At 60.6% G+C, this 16,242-nt stretch carries 17 protein-coding genes; 9 read left to right on the forward strand and 8 right to left on the reverse strand.

Annotated features, from left to right (window positions below):
• Positions 1-9 precede the first annotated feature (9 nt).
• From M5C01_RS02845 to M5C01_RS02870, 6 genes are all read right to left on the reverse strand, one after another.
• Positions 10-918, reverse strand: a complete 909-nt coding sequence (locus M5C01_RS02845) for a MurR/RpiR family transcriptional regulator (RefSeq protein WP_100939052.1) — start codon at positions 916-918, stop codon at positions 10-12.
• 102 nt (positions 919-1,020) lie between these two features.
• A complete protein-coding gene (locus M5C01_RS02850) occupies positions 1,021-1,785 on the reverse strand; it encodes an ABC transporter ATP-binding protein (protein ID WP_152737253.1) in 765 nt (254 codons plus the stop codon).
• A gap of 19 nt (positions 1,786-1,804) precedes the next feature.
• Positions 1,805-2,917, reverse strand: coding sequence for a succinylglutamate desuccinylase/aspartoacylase family protein (locus M5C01_RS02855; RefSeq protein WP_152737254.1), 1,113 nt, complete (start codon positions 2,915-2,917; stop codon positions 1,805-1,807).
• A gap of 9 nt (positions 2,918-2,926) precedes the next feature.
• Positions 2,927-3,625 carry an ABC transporter permease gene (locus M5C01_RS02860; protein ID WP_103495925.1) on the reverse strand — a complete coding sequence of 233 codons (699 nt, stop codon included), beginning with the start codon at positions 3,623-3,625 and terminating at the stop codon, positions 2,927-2,929.
• A gap of 14 nt (positions 3,626-3,639) precedes the next feature.
• Positions 3,640-4,329, reverse strand: a complete 690-nt coding sequence (locus tag M5C01_RS02865) for an ABC transporter permease (protein ID WP_103495924.1) — start codon at positions 4,327-4,329, stop codon at positions 3,640-3,642.
• Between the two features lie 92 nt (positions 4,330-4,421).
• Positions 4,422-5,198: an ABC transporter substrate-binding protein gene (locus tag M5C01_RS02870; RefSeq protein ID WP_152737255.1), complete on the reverse strand. Its 777-nt coding sequence runs from the start codon at positions 5,196-5,198 to the stop codon at positions 4,422-4,424.
• 262 nt (positions 5,199-5,460) lie between these two features.
• On the opposite strand from M5C01_RS02870, the gene M5C01_RS02875 reads away from it, so the two are divergent.
• From M5C01_RS02875 to speE, 4 genes are all read left to right on the forward strand, one after another.
• On the forward strand, positions 5,461-5,991 hold the full coding sequence (locus tag M5C01_RS02875) for a hypothetical protein (RefSeq protein WP_152737256.1): 531 nt from the start codon (positions 5,461-5,463) through the stop codon (positions 5,989-5,991).
• Between the two features lie 89 nt (positions 5,992-6,080).
• Positions 6,081-6,269, forward strand: a complete 189-nt coding sequence (locus M5C01_RS02880) for a PLDc N-terminal domain-containing protein (RefSeq protein WP_121138082.1) — start codon at positions 6,081-6,083, stop codon at positions 6,267-6,269.
• 228 nt (positions 6,270-6,497) lie between these two features.
• A complete protein-coding gene (locus M5C01_RS02885) occupies positions 6,498-6,701 on the forward strand; it encodes a hypothetical protein (RefSeq protein WP_247263009.1) in 204 nt (67 codons plus the stop codon).
• 177 nt (positions 6,702-6,878) lie between these two features.
• On the forward strand, positions 6,879-7,754 hold the full coding sequence (gene speE, locus M5C01_RS02890; RefSeq protein WP_152737257.1) for a polyamine aminopropyltransferase: 876 nt from the start codon (positions 6,879-6,881) through the stop codon (positions 7,752-7,754).
• Between the two features lie 66 nt (positions 7,755-7,820).
• Here the strand turns inward: speE and M5C01_RS02895 are convergent, their stop codons facing one another.
• A complete protein-coding gene (locus M5C01_RS02895; protein WP_103495920.1) occupies positions 7,821-7,973 on the reverse strand; it encodes a DUF3309 family protein in 153 nt (50 codons plus the stop codon).
• Between the two features lie 309 nt (positions 7,974-8,282).
• Here M5C01_RS02895 and M5C01_RS02900 point away from each other — a divergent pair, with 309 nt between their 5' ends.
• The 3 genes from M5C01_RS02900 to csrA all read left to right on the forward strand — a co-directional run bounded on the left by M5C01_RS02900 (position 8,283) and on the right by csrA (position 9,865).
• On the forward strand, positions 8,283-9,098 hold the full coding sequence (locus M5C01_RS02900) for an SDR family oxidoreductase (RefSeq protein ID WP_103495919.1): 816 nt from the start codon (positions 8,283-8,285) through the stop codon (positions 9,096-9,098).
• A gap of 65 nt (positions 9,099-9,163) precedes the next feature.
• Positions 9,164-9,496, forward strand: a complete 333-nt coding sequence (locus tag M5C01_RS02905) for a YnfA family protein (RefSeq protein WP_103495918.1) — start codon at positions 9,164-9,166, stop codon at positions 9,494-9,496.
• Between the two features lie 168 nt (positions 9,497-9,664).
• Positions 9,665-9,865: a carbon storage regulator CsrA gene (gene csrA / locus M5C01_RS02910; RefSeq protein WP_103495917.1), complete on the forward strand. Its 201-nt coding sequence runs from the start codon at positions 9,665-9,667 to the stop codon at positions 9,863-9,865.
• Positions 9,866-9,868: 3 nt separating this feature from the next.
• On the opposite strand, the gene M5C01_RS02915 is transcribed toward csrA, so the two are convergent.
• A complete protein-coding gene (locus M5C01_RS02915; protein ID WP_103495916.1) occupies positions 9,869-10,096 on the reverse strand; it encodes a YheU family protein in 228 nt (75 codons plus the stop codon).
• A gap of 185 nt (positions 10,097-10,281) precedes the next feature.
• Here M5C01_RS02915 and M5C01_RS02920 point away from each other — a divergent pair, with 185 nt between their 5' ends.
• Entirely contained in the window at positions 10,282-11,091 is an 810-nt protein-coding gene (locus M5C01_RS02920) for a DNA/RNA non-specific endonuclease (protein ID WP_152737258.1), read from the forward strand.
• A 280-nt stretch (positions 11,092-11,371) separates the two neighbouring features.
• Positions 11,372-16,231 carry an NEL-type E3 ubiquitin ligase domain-containing protein gene (locus M5C01_RS02925; protein ID WP_248764279.1) on the forward strand — a complete coding sequence of 1,620 codons (4,860 nt, stop codon included), beginning with the start codon at positions 11,372-11,374 and terminating at the stop codon, positions 16,229-16,231.
• Positions 16,232-16,242: the final 11 nt, after the last annotated feature.

Here is a 16,242-nt window from a genome sequence, read left to right on the forward strand (position 1 = left end):
CGGCCATGCTCACTTTTTCGTTGGCTTGCTGCTGCCGGGTATGTGCAGGTAGGACATCACGCTTTCCGTGAGTTCGGTTGCCAGTTTCACGGCTTCCTTGTTGCGCGCCATCACCCCGGCTACCAAGCCTTCGATCAACGCCAGTACCGCGATGTTGGAACTGGTCAACACGGCGTGGTCGGCCGGGGCAAAGAGCACGTGCTGGGCGATCCCGGTCAGCGGCGAGGCCGGCGAGTCGGTGATAGCCAGCACCGTGGCGCCACGCTCGTGGGCAAACCGCGAGAGTTGCAACGTATCCAGGGAATAGCGCGGCAGCGAGATCGCCAGGAGGATGTCCTGGTCGGTAATGGCCGCCAGTCGATAAGCGGCGTTTTCGTTACCGCCCTCCATGCTGATGGCGGTCGCGTCGGCGCAGAAGGGCATCAGGGTCGAAGCCGCGAGGCCGGCCATGTAGACGCTGTTGCCAAACCCGAGGATGTAGATCTTGCGGGCCTGGGTCAGGCAGGTGACAAAGGCTTCGAAGGTCTCGGGGTGGTTGTTGGTGCCGGTGGTGCCGAGGTTACCAATGGCACTCTCGATCTGCTCATGCAAGCCGAAGGCGCCACCGGGGCGGTGCGCCAGTTCGTTGCGCAGTTTGTCCACCGGCGACACCATCTGCTGCAAGGTCGCCACCAGCTCGGCTTTCATACCGGTGTAGCCACCCAGGTTCAGCGCCTTGGCCAGGCGGTTGACCGCGGCGGGTGAAGTGGCGGTGGCCTGCGCCATCTCCTCGATGGTCAGGGTCGCGGCTTTCAACGGATGGCGCAGGATGAAGTCGGCCACCTTGCGCAACGAGGGCTGCAGGTCGGCAACGATTTCCGCCAGTTTGCGCATGACCGGTGCGGCATAGACCGTAGTGTTTTTCGAGGGGGTCGGCATATCCGGCTCAACAGGTTCTGGGGGTGGAAGGGCGGGTGCCAGTGTATCCGAAGCCGGCCGTCGACGTGCGGGGCCGGCAATGGTCGGGGCGTCAGGCGGCGGCTATTTCAAGCTGCCGCGGAGGAATTGCCGGAGACGTTCGGACTGGGGCCCCCGCAGCACTTCGCGCGGGTTGCCGCGTTCTTCGACCTGGCCTTTGTGGAGGAATACCAACTGGTTGGAGACCTCCCTGGCGAAGCCCATTTCATGGGTCACCACGACCATGGTGCGACCTTCCAGGGCCAGGTCCTGCATGACTTTGAGCACTTCACCGACCAGCTCCGGGTCGAGCGCCGAAGTGGGTTCGTCGAAGAGCATCACTTCCGGTTCCATGGCCAGGGCCCGGGCTATCGCCACACGCTGCTGCTCGCCGCCGGACATGTGCGCCGGATAGGCGTTCAGGCGGTGTCCCACGCCGACCTTGTTCAAGTAGTGTTCGGCCTTTTCCCGGGCCTCTTTCCTGGACACACCGAGGACCTGCACCGGGGCCTCCATGACATTTTCAACGGCGCTCATGTGCGACCACAGGTTGAAGTGCTGAAACACCATGGCCAGTCGCGAACGCATGCGTTGCAGTTGCTTCGGCTCGGCGGCCTTGAGCCCGCCCGAGGCGTTGGTCACCAGCTTGAGCTGTTCACCATTGAGCCGTATCTGACCGGCATTGGGTTGTTCAAGCAAATTGATGCAGCGCAGGAAAGTGCTTTTACCGGAGCCGCTGGAGCCGATGAGGCTGATCACATCACCGGCTTTTGCCTCCAGCGACACGCCCTTGAGCACTTCGTGAGCACCGTAGCTTTTGTGCAGGTCCTGAATTTCAAGTTTGTTCATGCTGTTCACTCTGCTGAAGTCAGTCGCTGAGCAAGCGACCTTGGCGAATAGGGGTACGACCGGCGACTTTCGCCAGCCACAAGCCGGGTTGGGCGAAACGCAGACGTTCGCGGGCATAGAGAATGCCGTCGGTGCTGGCGGTCACCACGCTGTGCTGGTCGGTCACGGGGTCGATGACTTCGAACAGCGGGTCGCCGACCTTGACTCGCGCACCCAGCGGCTGCAGGAAACTGACCACGCCGGGGTGTGGCGCGTAGGCATATTGCGCTCCAGCGAACGGAGTGGCTTCACAGCAGAGGGCGGGCGCGGCCGGCCATTGACCGCTGATCAGGCCCTGTTCGGCCAGGTAGCCGAGGATCTGCTCGGCGCTGGCGATGCAGGGCTCGCGATCGGTGTCGGCCATACCTCGCAACTCAACGGTCGTGGCTATGCAGGCGAGGGGGATATTGGCCAGTGGGAAGCGTTTGGCCAGTTGCACCCAAGGGCTGGCACAGGCTTCGTCAAAGGCATTGCCGCCGGCATCCTCGGCCAGCAGGGCGGCTCCGGCGCCGAGGCGCGCGGCCAGGGAACACAGGCGCGACCAGTTTTGCGGCAGGGCGTAGAGCAGCATGATCGACTCGAAGTCGCAGTGCAGGTCCAGCACCACATCGGCATCACAGGCATGGCGCAACAACTGGCGACGCAAACCGTCAAGTTCCGAGATGGCCGGGGGCAGGTGCTCGATGACCGTGAGCATGGCGCGACGAATCAGTCCGACGTTGGTCACGGCGTCCGCGCCCAGTTGGCCTTCCAACTGCCGGGCCACGGCGTCGGTCAGTTGCGGGAAGTCGCGATTGAAGTTGCTGCCGCTGGAGAACTCGAAGCGACCCTGATGGGTGGCCTGGAACATCTGCCCGATGCCGATGGGGTTCGCCATGGGTACCAGTTCGATCACACCGATCAAGCGCCCCTGGTCTTCCAGTTCACGCAGGCGGCGCTTGAGCTCGACGGCGACGCGCATGCCGGGCAGTTCGTCGGCGTGCAGGGAGGCCTGGATGTAGGCCTTGCGCGAGCCACTGCCGAAGCGAAACAGTGACAGCTGGCGCTCGGTGCCCGTGGCGCTCCAGGGCAGGACGTAGTTGATCTGCTGCATGGGGGTTCCTTAGTGCTTGCGTGGCGCCAGATACGCCAGCCAATGGCGCTCGGCCAACTTGAACAGACGCACGAGGGCGAAGGTCATGGCCAGGTAGATCAGGCCGGCGGTGATAAAGGCTTCGAAGGGCAAATAGAAGCGCGCGCTGACGGTGCGCGCCGCGCCGGTGATATCGACGAGGGTGACGATCGACGCCAGGCTGGTGGTTTGCAGCATCATCAGCACTTCGTTGCTGTACTGCGGCAGCGCGCGGCGCAAGGCCGAGGGCAGGAGAATGCGTCGGTACAGGGTCATGCGCGACATGCCCATGGCCCGGGCGGCCTCGACTTCGCCGCCGGGTGTCGACTTCAGGCTGCCGGCGAGCAACTCTGCGCTGTAGGCACTGGTGTTGATTGCAAAGGCCAGGCAGGCGCAAAAGGTCGCGCTCGACAGATAGGGCCAGAGCAGGCTCTGGCGGACTGCTTCGAACTGCGCCAGGCCGTAGTAGATGAGGAACAATTGCACCAGCATCGGCGTGCCGCGGATCACGTAGGTGTACAGCCAGGCCGGGAAGTTGAGCAGCGGTGAGCGGGAGACCCGCAGCAGCGCCAGGGGGATGGCCAGCATCAGGCCCAGGGCCAGGGAGATCAGCAGCAGCTTGAGGGTCAGCAAGGCCCCCCCGAGATACAGCGGCAGGTTTTGCCAGATCAGGTTGTAATCGAGAATCATCGGTGGCTCTCCACTTACAGCTCGACGGCTTTGATGCCGACCGAATAGTGTTTTTCCAGATAACGCAGCACCAGCAGCGACAGGCTGGTCAGCATCAGGTAAAGCGCCGCCACGGCGAGGAAGAAGGTGAAGGGTTCGTGGGTGGCATCGGCGGCGTTCTTGGCCTTGAACATCATGTCCTGCAGGCCGATCACCGAGATCAGCGCGGTGGACTTGGTCAGCACCAGCCAGTTGTTGGTGAAACCGGGAATGGCGAAGCGAATCATCTGTGGCAGCAGGATCCGCCGGAACACCTGCAGGCCACTCATGCCATAGGCCATCCCGGCCTCGCCCTGGCCGCCGGGAATGGCCATGAAGGCACCGCGAAAGGTTTCCGAGAGATAGGCGCCGAAAATGAAGCCCATGGTGCAGACACCGGCCATGAAGGGGTTGATGTCGATGTAGTGGGTGTAGCCGAGTGCAAGAGCCAGGCGATTCACCAGATCCTGACCGCCATAGAAAATCAGCAGAATCAGGACCAGGTCGGGGATGCCGCGGATAAGGGTGGTGTAACCCTCACCCAGCATCGCCAGCCATTTGAGCGGGGATAACCGAAAGGCGGCACCGATCAGACCCAGGACAATGGCCATGGCCATCGCACTCAGGGCCAGGTTGAGGGTCAGCCAGGCACCCTCGAGGATGCTCGATCCGTAACCGTGGAGCATGATGAAACTCCTCGCCCGAAGCGCCGTCGGGCGCGCGGGACAAGTGGGGAAAGGGCGCCCGCGGCAAGCCGGCGCCAAGGTCACGGGAAGGTTTACTCGCCGTAGATATCGAACGCGAAGTACTTGGCCTGTATCTGCTGGTACTTGCCATTGGCGCGGATCGCATCGATGGCCGCATTCAGGCGCGCGGCGTTCGCGGTGTCACCCTTGCGCAGGGCGATACCGGCGCCCCGGCCGAAGTATTTCGGGTCGTTGATGTCGCGGCCGACCAGCGCGAAGCCTTTACCCGCCGGGGTTTTGATAAAGCTCTCGTCGGTGTTGACGATGTCGGCGAGGGTGGCGTCCAGGCGACCCGACGCCAGGTCAAGAAAGGCCTCGTTCTGTGAGGAATAGCGCACGATCTCGACGCCGGCTTTCTCCAGTTGTTCGGTGGCGAAGCGGTCGTAGGTGGAGGAGCGCTGCACGCCGACTTTCTTGCCCTTGAGATCCACCAGCGGATCGTTGATCAGGCTGCCGGCCTTCATCGCGAACTTGCCTGGGGTGTGGTAGTACTTTTCGCTGAAGTCGACGGATTTCAGGCGGTCGTCGGTGATCGACATCGACGACAGCACCGCATCGATCTTGCGCACCTTGAGCGAGGGGATCATCCCGTCGAACTCCTGGATCACCCATTGGCACTTGACCTTCATTTCATCGCACAGGGCATTGCCGATGTCGTAATCGAACCCCCCGAGGTTGCCTTCCGGGGTCTTGTAGGAGAAGGGTGGGTAAGCGGCTTCGATACCGATACGCAGACTGTCCTCGTCGGCATGGGCCAGGATGCTGAAGGCGCAGAGGGCCAGGGCACCTAGAAGTCCTGTCTTGTTCATATTGTTGACTCCCGTTGTTTGTGAAGTGTGGGCGAGGTGCCGTCCGGATTGGCGTGGCGGGTAGCTCCGCCTGATCTTGTCGCGGCTATAAATGACATGTTTTATTTCATAAATCAATTTTATGAAAATAAAAATGCCAAATGGTGCCATGGTGATACCGTTCGCCAGCCCGTCGACAGGGATTCAGGCGCGGATGGACCGGCTTCAGGGGGAATTGGTGTATTCTTCGCGGCCGTCATTTTCTCCTCTGCAGGACCTGTCCATGAAAACCGCCCTCGTCGAACTCATCAGCAAAATCAGCTCCGGCTGCATGAGCGAGGCCGAAATCCTGCAGATCGCCGATGAAGCAGCCCAGGCCTACGCCGACCAGGCCGGTTTCCTGGCGGCCAATCCGGACATCAACTACGACGACAGTTTTCCGATTCCCCTGGGCGAGTGGGTGGTGGTCGGTAGCCTGCCCGAGACCGTGCTGTTCCAGGCCGACACCTACATGGACCTGTTCGCCCGGATCGTCGAGTCCTTCGGCAAGGACGTGCCTTTCAATATCAAGCCCAAGCAGCTGGCCAAGGTCGAGGCCTTGACCGCCTTGAACCGTATCCAGGTCCAATTGAGCAGCATGAACCCGGAGATGGGCGGCTACGTACTGGTGAACTTCAGCCAGTTGCTCGACGACGAACTGCAGGCGGTGCTGGTCTACGGCAATGACCTGCCGCGAGTGCTGGCCCTGTGTGGAGAGGTCGGGATTGCCGCCGCGCCCTCCCTGGAAGCCCTGAGAGTCGCGCTGCACGTCTGAGTCGCCGCGGTTGAACGCGCAGCAATAAAGTGAACCCTGGCGGCGGCCGGCTATCCTATGGGGGCAGATCCTCATCTAGGAGCAAGACCATGGGTTCCACTTTCAACGGCCTGATCGGCCTGATCATCCTGGCGCTGGATATCTGGGCCATCCTCAATGTGCTGAAAAGCGGCGCCGAAACCGGGATGAAGATCCTCTGGATCCTGCTGATCATCCTGCTGCCGGTACTCGGCCTGATCATCTGGGCCATCGCCGGGCCGCGTGGCAATCTGCGCTAGTGGCGGTCAAATGCGCGCTTGAACAAGGTGCCACCCTGGCAGAGGGGGCACATTCTGGTTGCGTCTCGGAAATTGCCTACGATTTTGGTTGTAGGGGGCTGATGGTATTTACACGGATGAAGTCCTAGGGTTCGAGCAGGGTAAAAAGCTTGGAAGCTTTGCCCCCAGGTCTCTTCTCTGGCTTCAAGGGAGGACCTGTCCCGAAACCCTACGCTAAAGGATTAGCCCATGCAGGAGATGAGTATGGAACAGGCCCAGCTTGAGAAAACCCATGTCGAGATTGCCAAGCTTATCGCCGAGCAACGCAAGCTCAATGCCGAGGCGGGGAAGATGACCCGTGAAACGTTCTGGTACCCGGTCGCGATTGCCATTGGCTTTGTCGGTACCGTGTCGACAGTCACCGCACTGCTGATCAAATATCTCGTTCCTTGACCGTGGAAGTCGGCGGCCTTTGTCCCGGGACGATTCGACCTGTCATAGTTCGCAACGTAAAATGCGCGCCTTTCCCGGATTATCGAGGCTATGGCCGCTGGTGCCCATTGCTTGTTCGATAGCCCGCCATGGGCGGGGAACCGTCCGTTGCCACTCGCCTTCACCGGAGCACTTCCCATGAGCAATACGCCTGAAACCCACTACCAGGAAACCCTCTACGAAGGCTACGGCCAGCGCTTTCGCATGGACAAGCTGCTGCACGAAGTGCGCACCGGGCACCAGCACCTGGTGATCTTCGAAAACGCCCGCATGGGCCGGGTCATGGCCCTGGACGGTGTCATCCAGACCACCGAGGCCGATGAGTTCATCTACCACGAAATGCTCACCCATGTGCCTATCCTCGCCCATGGCAGTGCCAAGCGCGTGCTGATCATTGGTGGTGGTGATGGTGGCATGCTGCGTGAAGTGGCCAAGCATCGCGGCGTCGAGCGCATCACCATGGTCGAGATCGACGCCACCGTGGTCGAGATGTGCAAGCAGTTCCTGCCGGAGCACTCCAAGGGCGCGTTCGACGATGCGCGGCTGAACCTGGTGATCGACGACGGCATGCGTTTCGTCGCCACCACCGAAGAAAAGTTCGACGTCATCATTTCCGACTCCACCGACCCCATCGGTCCCGGTGAAGTGCTGTTTTCCGAAAATTTCTACCAGGCCTGCCGTCGCTGCCTGAACGAAGGCGGCATCCTGGTGACCCAGAACGGTACGCCGTTCATGCAGTTGGCCGAAGTGCAGACCACCGCGGGACGCCTGCGCAGCCTGTTCCCGGACTGGCACTTCTACCAGGCCGCGATACCGACCTACATCGGCGGTGCCATGACCTTCGCCTGGGGCGCGACCCACACCGCGTCGCGCAAGTTGTCTCTGGAAACCCTGCGCCAGCGCTTTGCTGGCAGCGGTATTGTCACGCGCTACTACAATCCCGAGATCCATCTCGGTGCGTTTGCCTTGCCGCAATACGTGTTGCAGGCCGTGAACAAACCGAGCAACGACTGATACCGCACTCGCTGGCTCGCGATGATCGTCAACCGGACCGTCGCGAGCCGACTCAAGCCAGCAGGTTCATATCCTGCCGAGCAGTACCAGGATCAGCAGTACGATCAAGACTGTCCCGATCACCCCCGATGGACCATAACCCCAGCTTCTGGAGTGTGGGAAAACGGGCAGGCCACCGACCAGCAGCAGGATCAGGATGACGATCAGAATAAGACTCATGGTGCTTTCCTTGTTCTGTTTTTCGAGACGCTATCGCGCACGTTCAGCTGTTGAATAACAGGCTGCTTGATAAGTCCGACTTGAGCGCCGAGAAGAAAATTCAGTTTTTTTCCGACCTTTCTCGCCCCCTCGTCTTATTGTTTTATTGATCGACCGTTCCCACCTTGGCGGTGTCGAACAATAAAGCTGCGCCTTCCCCCTCAGTCGTCACTTTGCCTGGAGCATTCAGCAATCTGATGGTGCATGGGCCTTCGAGCGTCCTTCGCTACACTGCCGCTCATCGTCCTCAGAACCCACAAGGCATCTGCTATGCACAATCGCATCATGATCACTGGCGCCGGCTCCGGTCTTGGCCGCGAAATCGCACTGCGCTGGGCCCGCGAAGGCTGGCGTCTGGCGCTGTCGGATGTCAGCGAGCCGGGCCTGCTGGAAACCCTCAGGCTGGTGCGCGAAGCTGGCGGCGATGGTTTCACCCAGCGTTGCGACGTGCGCGACTACAGCCAGTTGACGGCATTCGCCCAGGCGTGTGAGGTCAAATTCGGCGGCATCGATGTGATCGTCAACAATGCCGGTGTTGCCTCGGGCGGGTTCTTCAGCGAGTTGTCTCTCGAAGACTGGGATTGGCAGATCGCGATCAACCTGATGGGGGTGGTCAAGGGCTGCAAGGCGTTCCTGCCGCTGCTGGAACAGAGCAAGGGCAAGATCATCAATATCGCCTCCATGGCGGCGCTGATGCAGGGGCCGGCCATGAGCAACTACAACGTGGCCAAGGCTGGCGTAGTGGCGTTGTCGGAAAGCCTGTTGATCGAACTGGCGCAGCAGGAAGTCGGCGTGCACGTGGTCTGCCCGTCGTTTTTCCAGACCAATCTGCTGGACTCTTTCCGCGGGCCTACGCCGGCGATGAAGGCCCAGGTCGGCAAGCTGCTGGAAAGCTCGCCGATCAGCGCGAGCGACATCGCCGACTACATCTATACCCGGGTCGGCCTGGGCGAATTCATGATTCTGCCCCACGAGCAAGGGCGCATGGCTTGGGCCCTCAAACAGAAGAATCCGCAGTTGCTCTATGACGAAATGACCGTGATGGCCGACAAGATGCGGGCCAAGGCCAAACAAGTCCCGCATTGAGCTTGCCCACGGATCGACGGCTGGTTAGGGTTGCCGGCAATGGGCAATCCTGACGAGCGTTTATTGTGATCAACTACCTGTGGTTCTTTCTCGCGGCACTGTTTGAAATCGCCGGATGTTATGCCTTCTGGATGTGGCTGCGCTTGGGCAAGAGCGCCTGGTGGGTCGCCCCGGCGCTGTTGAGCCTGACGCTGTTCGCGCTGCTGCTGACCAAGGTCGAGGCAACCTACGCCGGTCGGGCCTACGCGGCCTACGGCGGTATCTACATCATTGCTTCGATTGCCTGGTTGGGCCTGATCGAGCGTATCCGGCCCCTCGGTTCCGACTGGTTGGGCGCCGCGCTCTGTGTTCTCGGTGCGAGCATCATCCTGCTGGGGCCGCGCTTTTCACCGTCCTGAATCCGGCTCTCTTCGGTAAAATCTCCGACCTGGCTCAGCCAGTAATCTTATTCTGTAGGGCGAGTCGGCCCTGTGGGTCAGGGCCGGCTGATTTGCCGTGCCTGCATTGAAGCTGCTCATCGGGCCGGGCAGTCTTGGGCGCTCATAAACCCTTGAGGATTGAGTGCCATGCTTGTACTGAGCCGCGTCGTCGGCGAGATGATTTCCATCGGCGATAACATCACCGTGAGAATTCTCGCCATTAACGGTAACCACGTTCGTTTCGGTGTCGAGGCACCGAAGAACGTCAATGTGCACCGTGCGGAAATCTACCGTCGGATCCTGACCCAACTGGGGGAGCCGGAGCCTGTCCGCGACTCCGTTGTCTGACGATCAGTCGAAAAACTCTTTCGGCACCGCGTGCCTGGGCAGCAACTGACATTGCTCGCTTTCGAGATCGAAGAGAATCACCGCCTGGCCCTTGCTCAATGCATGGCGTACCCGCAGCACGCGGGTTTCCTGGGGCGTGTCGTCACCGTTGTCGGTACCGTCGCGGCTGACGAAGTCTTCGATCAGGCGGGTGAGGGTGTCGGGTTCGAGTTGGTCGTAGGGAATCAGCATGGAATCGTCTCTGGCGGCTAAGGGGCCTGATGCTACTGTGCCAGGGCCTGTCGGGCTATAACGCCAAGGTGTAATGACAGGCCCCTCGCTCATTTCGTCCCGTTCTGACAGACATAGGCAACAAAAGAATGTTCTCTTCCTGACGGACTGCCAAGGGCAGATCGTTATTGATGAGGAACATCAAAATGAACAATGCAGTACACCCCATCAGGCCGGTTTCGTACGCGGCGTTTACCAGTGCCGGCCGCCGAGCGCTCCTGGGGGGGCTGTTGCTGGGCCTTGGCGGCTGTGTCTCGCCATTGCCGGATCTGGCGCCGCCTCCCGGGCAGATCACCCTGGTCCGCGAGGGCTTTACCCTGACCTATGACTGTGAAAATCGCACGGCGCTCAGGTACGCGTATCAGTTGACCGCCGACAAGGGCAATGCCAAGCGGCCCAGGGGCTTTGAACTGGACCCTGATCTGCCCGCCGGCTGCCCGACGCAATTTTCCACTCGAGGATACAGCGCGGTACCCGGCTGGGACCGGGGGCATCTGGTGCCCTCCAATCAAATGGACCACAGCGGCCTGGCGATTCGCCAGGCCCATTACATGAGCAATATCGTGCCCCAGGCCGCGCGCTTCAACCAGGGGATCTGGGTGCAAACGGAGGAGGTTTCGGAATGCTATCGCGACCTGGCGCCGGTACAGGTCTACGGCGGGGTGATCCACGATAACCCGGCGAATGACTTCTTCCTCGAGTCCCATGGTATCCGCACACCTGATGCCTTCTGGAAAACCATCTTGACCACCGATGCGGATGGCAAGACCCAGGCCATCAGTTGGTACATCCCCAACCAGGCGACGCTTGAGCCGTTGGACCGCTACATCCGCAGCATCGCGGAACTGGAGGCCTTGCTGGGGAGTGACACCGTCGGCATCGAAGCGAGCGACGAGGTCAAGGCGCAGAAACCCGCGCGTACCTGGCCCCGGCCACGCGACTGCGACCAGGGCTGAGCCCCGGTGGCGCGGCGTGTTGCGCGCAGAGGTGTTATCCGGCTATCCGAAAGGATTTTTATTTTTGATTTAACTTACTGATAAATAATAGATTTTTTGAGCGTTTCAAGCTTCGGCAGACTGATACCCTCGATGGAAATGGACGCGGCACTCGAGCATTGTCAGCCCCTGGCGCAATTTGCCGGAGCGCGAGTGGCCCAGGCCTTGGCGGATAACGGCCTGGGGCCTTTGTCTGCCCTGATCAGTCGCGGCGGCGGGCTTTTAAAAAAGGATATTTGAAATGTCAGCTATTCCCAGTTTTGTGCCGTCTGCCCTGGACGAGCAAAGCGAAAACGAAGATGTGATCAATGCCCATGCTCCGCCCTGGTTGTTGGCGGCCCGCCCCGAAGATATCGCGCGCCTGCGCGAGCACCTGCGGCGCAGTCTTTTTTTCAAGGAGGAACTGTCCGAGCGGTTCAAGGACCTGAAACCCGTCCGGGAGTTTTGCGCGTCGGTTCTGGAGCACGCGTTGCTGAGTCGATTCGGGCCGGGCCTGGATATCTACCGGGACCACGTGAAAATTGCCGATCGATGGCCGTCACTGCGCTATCCCATCGAGTCGTCTCAAGTCTTTCCGATGACCTATACCAGCCGCAGTTTGCTGGAGGCCGCGTTGCAGAACTTCGAGGCGGACGAACGCCTCCCTCCAAAATCCCATATAAGCCTGAGTGGCGACCCGAAGCGGGTGCCAAAAGTCAGCCTGGAGGATTTCGTCGAACTGGTGCGCCAGCTTGATCTGGGCCGGGTCTATCAGCATCACCTGTGCCAGGCTTTTCATCTCCAGGGAAGTGAGGGGGAGTCGGCGGATGACGACGAGTTTCGCATTGAGTCCGCCATCGTCCAGCAAAAGAAAGCCGATATGCTGGTGGATGCCTATATCGCTTACATGAAAAAAGACATCGATCAGATTGCCCATCAACAGATCTGCAAGTTGATCGAATGGAATATCGCCGTTGCCCCGGATGGCTCAAGGATGGTGGTCAATGGATTGAAAGTGCTGGGTGTTTCGTTACCGGGTATTTGTCTGTTCACGCTGCAGAATGTGCCAGCGAGCGAAACGGCTGCGATGAAGGATCGGGTACTGGTGCATATTCCCAATGATCCACTCACCCGCTTCAAACTCTATGCCTCGCTCGCGGCATTCCACGCCGAACTGCGTAGCCGTCTTTGGCAGCCCTCGTATGAAGCGTTCTTCTGTGGTTTTGTCAGCCAGCGCGATCTGCCGAGGTTCCTGTCGCAGTTGAGGGGGCGCCTGACCCTTGAGACCCGGGATGCCTATGGAAACTTCACCAAGTCCCTGAATCCGTCTGCCGATTTATCGTTGAAGCTGGAGTTGCTGAGCGGCGAGTTGTTTTTTCACCTCTATCGACAACAGATCCTGCGGCTTCAGGACGATGGGCGGGTCGTGGCGGTCCCGACCGAAGATGTTGACGAGGCTGCCCGCGAGGCCAGGAGGCAGTCGCTGTTGGGTCTGGGCATGACCTTGCTCAACCTGGCCGCCTTCGCCAACCCCTGGCTGGGTTTGCTGATGATGGGGGTGGCGGTCGGGCAACTGTTGGCGGAGACCTATGAGGGCTATGAGGATTGGCGGCGCGGTGAGCGTGACGAAGCGATCTCGCACATGATGTCGGTGGCCGAGGACATTGCGACGATGGTGGCCCTGGGTGTGGTCATGCACTGGGGGAGCAAGGCCCTCAAAGGTTTTTTTCAGCGGCCCTCGGACTTTTTTGACAGCCTGCTGCCGATCAAGTCGAGCGATGGTCGCTACCGGCTGTGGCAGGCCGACCTGCGCGCCTATCGCCATGATGTCCCCGAACTGGAGGAAAGAGGGCTGGACCCTGAAGGTTTTTACCTGGGGGACGATGCTGGCGATGGACACCGTTATCTGGATATCGCCGGCGAGCCTTACCGGGCCTACCGGGATAAGGCTTCCGGGGCCTGGCGTCTGTGCCATCCGAACCGTGGGTCGGCTTACGAACCCTGGCTTGAGCACAATGGCGCCGGGGCCTGGAGGCTGGCTCACGAATGGCCTTTACAGTGGCACGATCCGGTTCACCTGCTGCGTCGCCTGGGGCCTGACGTGCGGTTTTTGAGTGATAAAAACCTCGAGGAGATCCTGTCGATTCATCGACTCGACGAATCGCTATTGCGTCGCCTGCATATGAATAATGCCAAGCTCCCGGCTTCCCTGATGGACTCGATACAGCGCTTCAGGTTGGACAATGAATTGAGCTGGCTGCTGGTGCCGTCCACCGCGCCGAGATCGGCCGCGGCACGTGTGCTCGACCTGAAGCTGCAGATTCTGCCCAGCCTCGAGAGCTGGCCCCGGAATCGCACGCTCATGTTGCTGGACGATGCAGGCAAGCCGCTCAAGGAGTACGGGGCGGATCTGACAACGCAACCGATGCGGCTCATGCTCCGCTCCAGGGACATCGAGGCGGATGGATTGGCGATGGTCCTGGACAAACTGACACTCCAGGAGCAGCGGATGCTGCTCGGTCCGGGGGCGGATCCCGACCAGACGTCGGCGCTTCTGGAAGGGCTGCTGCGCACCCATGTACGCGAACAGCGCCCCACGGTGTTCCAGCGCCTCTACCGTTTGTGCTGCGTGACCAATGTCGGCTTGCCGATGAGCCTCAGGCAAGGCTTTGCCGATTTACCGGACGGGGTCTTGCGTGAAATCCTGGGACAGACGGACGACGTGCTGAAAGGGCGCTTGAGCCTTGGCGGGCGTCTGCCCTTGGAATTGATTGAAAAGGCCGGCGAAAGCAGGCGTGAGATTCGAGTCAATCACGCGCTGGACGGTGGTTTTCTCAAGAAAACGGGCGATCTGGATGGCGCCAGGTTGCAGCTGCCCCTCCTGAAAACGATGGTTGGGTGGCCGGCGGATGTGCGCTGGGAGATTCGTCAGGAGCGCTTCGACGGACGCCTGTTGTTCAAGATGGGCGATGACGACTTGCCCCGGCGCCGGGTTCTGGTCAGGACTGCACAGGGCTATCAAGCCTTTGATAATGAGGGCCTGAGCCTGGGGCCGCAGGTCAATGGGCCCCAGGCCCTGAGCTCGGCGGTGTTGAGCGGCTTGCGGGTGAGCGAGCGCGAGGCGATGGGGGTCAAGCTGGGCGAGGCCGACTTGCTGCACCAGTTGCTGATGTCCAAGATCCTGCTGCGTCCACGGGCTGAGCTCGAAGAGACACTCGGCCTGCCGCCACGCAAGCCAGGAACGCGTTCGCCGACATGGCGCGACAGCGATATGGGCGGTTGCCTGCGTGTCAGGCGTGGCATTGTCCATGGCTCGCGACGCGGGTTACGCCGGTTGACCCGGCTGTATCCAGACCTTTGCGAGGCGGAGGCGCGCAATCTCTATTTTTCTTTTGGCGATGATCCTCTTGAGGTCAGAGCTCGGCTCCAGGCGCTCGAAGAGGAGCTCCGGCAACTGCGCTCGACCCTGGCCGATTGGCGAGGAGGGCAGACGGTGAGGGCGCATGCCTGGTTGGGAGGCATGGCCGAGAGCCGTGAACAGGCGGCCGAGATCATCGAGCGTTGCTGGCGACGGCAGACACCGGCTACCTACAACGAAAATGGCGCGGCCATCGGTCACAGCCTGAGCCTGGCGGGCTTGCGCGTCGACAGCCTGCCAAGTTTGCCCACCGGTATCAGTTTTGATCATGTCACCGAGCTTTCGCTGAAGAACATGAGAATCAGTCGGATCCCAGAAGGTTTTCTCGAGCGTTTTCCCAACCTGCGCCTGCTGGAGTTGAATAACAATCGGCTGGAGTACCTGCCGAATGCGATTGCCGATATGAGCCGGCTCAGGGAGCTGTATCTGCAGGATAACCAGATCACCCTGACGCCGAACGCCGTCGGTGTGCTGTCGGGTTTGCACGATCTTGAAACCCTGAACCTGAACGGCAACTTCGATGTCAGCTTGCTGGATGTTGGCCTGATGCCGCGTTTACGCCGCCTGCATCTGCGCGGGACAGGTATCGACGGTTTGCCAGTGGGCCTGTTGACGCGGGTTCGCCTGTACGAGGCGGATCTGCGTGACAACCGGATTCAGGTTGTGCCGAACGCGATCTACACGGCACCTTCGCCGATCAATCGGCGGATCATTCTGCGTAACAACCCCTTGTCGGAGTATCACCAGAACCTGTTGGCCGCCTATCGGGCGCGCACCGGCATTACCTTCGGCATTCCCGATACCGAGTTGGCGTTGGATGACTACAGTGCGCGTCAGCGTTGGCTGGCCGATATCGAGGACGGCGAGCGCCGCGACAACCTGCGCGACCTGTGGCATGACTTGCGGCAAGAGGAGGGCTCCGGGGAACTGTTCGCGTTGTTGGGACGCCTGGGCAGCAGCGCGGAATATCAGAAGACTCGCGCCGACTTGACGCGACGCGTCTGGGAGGTGCTGGCGGAAGCCGCCGAGAACGCCACGTTGCGGCGTGAGCTGTTCGACCTGGCGGCCGATCCGTTGACCTGTGTGGACAGCGCCGCACGCAACTTCAGTCACCTGGAAGTCCGGATGTTGCTGGCCAGGGCCCGGTTTCTGGCGCTCAGGAGTAGTGAGCCGACGGAGTTGCTGAAGTTGGCGCGGGGCCTGTTTCGCCTGGAACGTATCGATGAGATTGCCCGGGAGCATGTCAAGGCGCTGTACGAGCAGCCCGAGCGGCCTTCAGCCGGTATGGTGGATGAGATCGAAGTGAATCTGGCCTATCGGATCGGCCTGGGACGTTCGCTGTATTTGCCCGGGCAGCCGAAGGAGATGTTCTTCAGATCCATTGCCGGTGTCAGCGAAGAGCAGATCCTGGAAGCCCGCGGTCGCATACGGCAGGCTGAGGCGACAGCGGCCATGAAGACCTTTATTGCTTCGCGCGATTTCTGGATCGACTACCTGAGGAAGAAGTACCCACGGGATTTCGCCCTCTTCAACAGGCCGTTTCATGAGCAGGAGGAACAACTGCTGAACAATTCCCCGGAGATGCTCAGCGACAGGTATTCCCGAAGTTTGTCGATGTTGATGGAGAGCCGCCTCGCCGAGGAGCAACGTTTTCTCGAAGGGCTGACCCAGTACGAACTGGATGAGCATCCCGCCCCGCTCTGATGTCTGGTCGG

The sequence above is a fragment of the Pseudomonas sp. MWU12-2319 genome, assembly GCF_023242525.1.
Classification (GTDB): Bacteria; Pseudomonadota; Gammaproteobacteria; order Pseudomonadales; family Pseudomonadaceae; genus Aquipseudomonas; species Aquipseudomonas gingeri_D.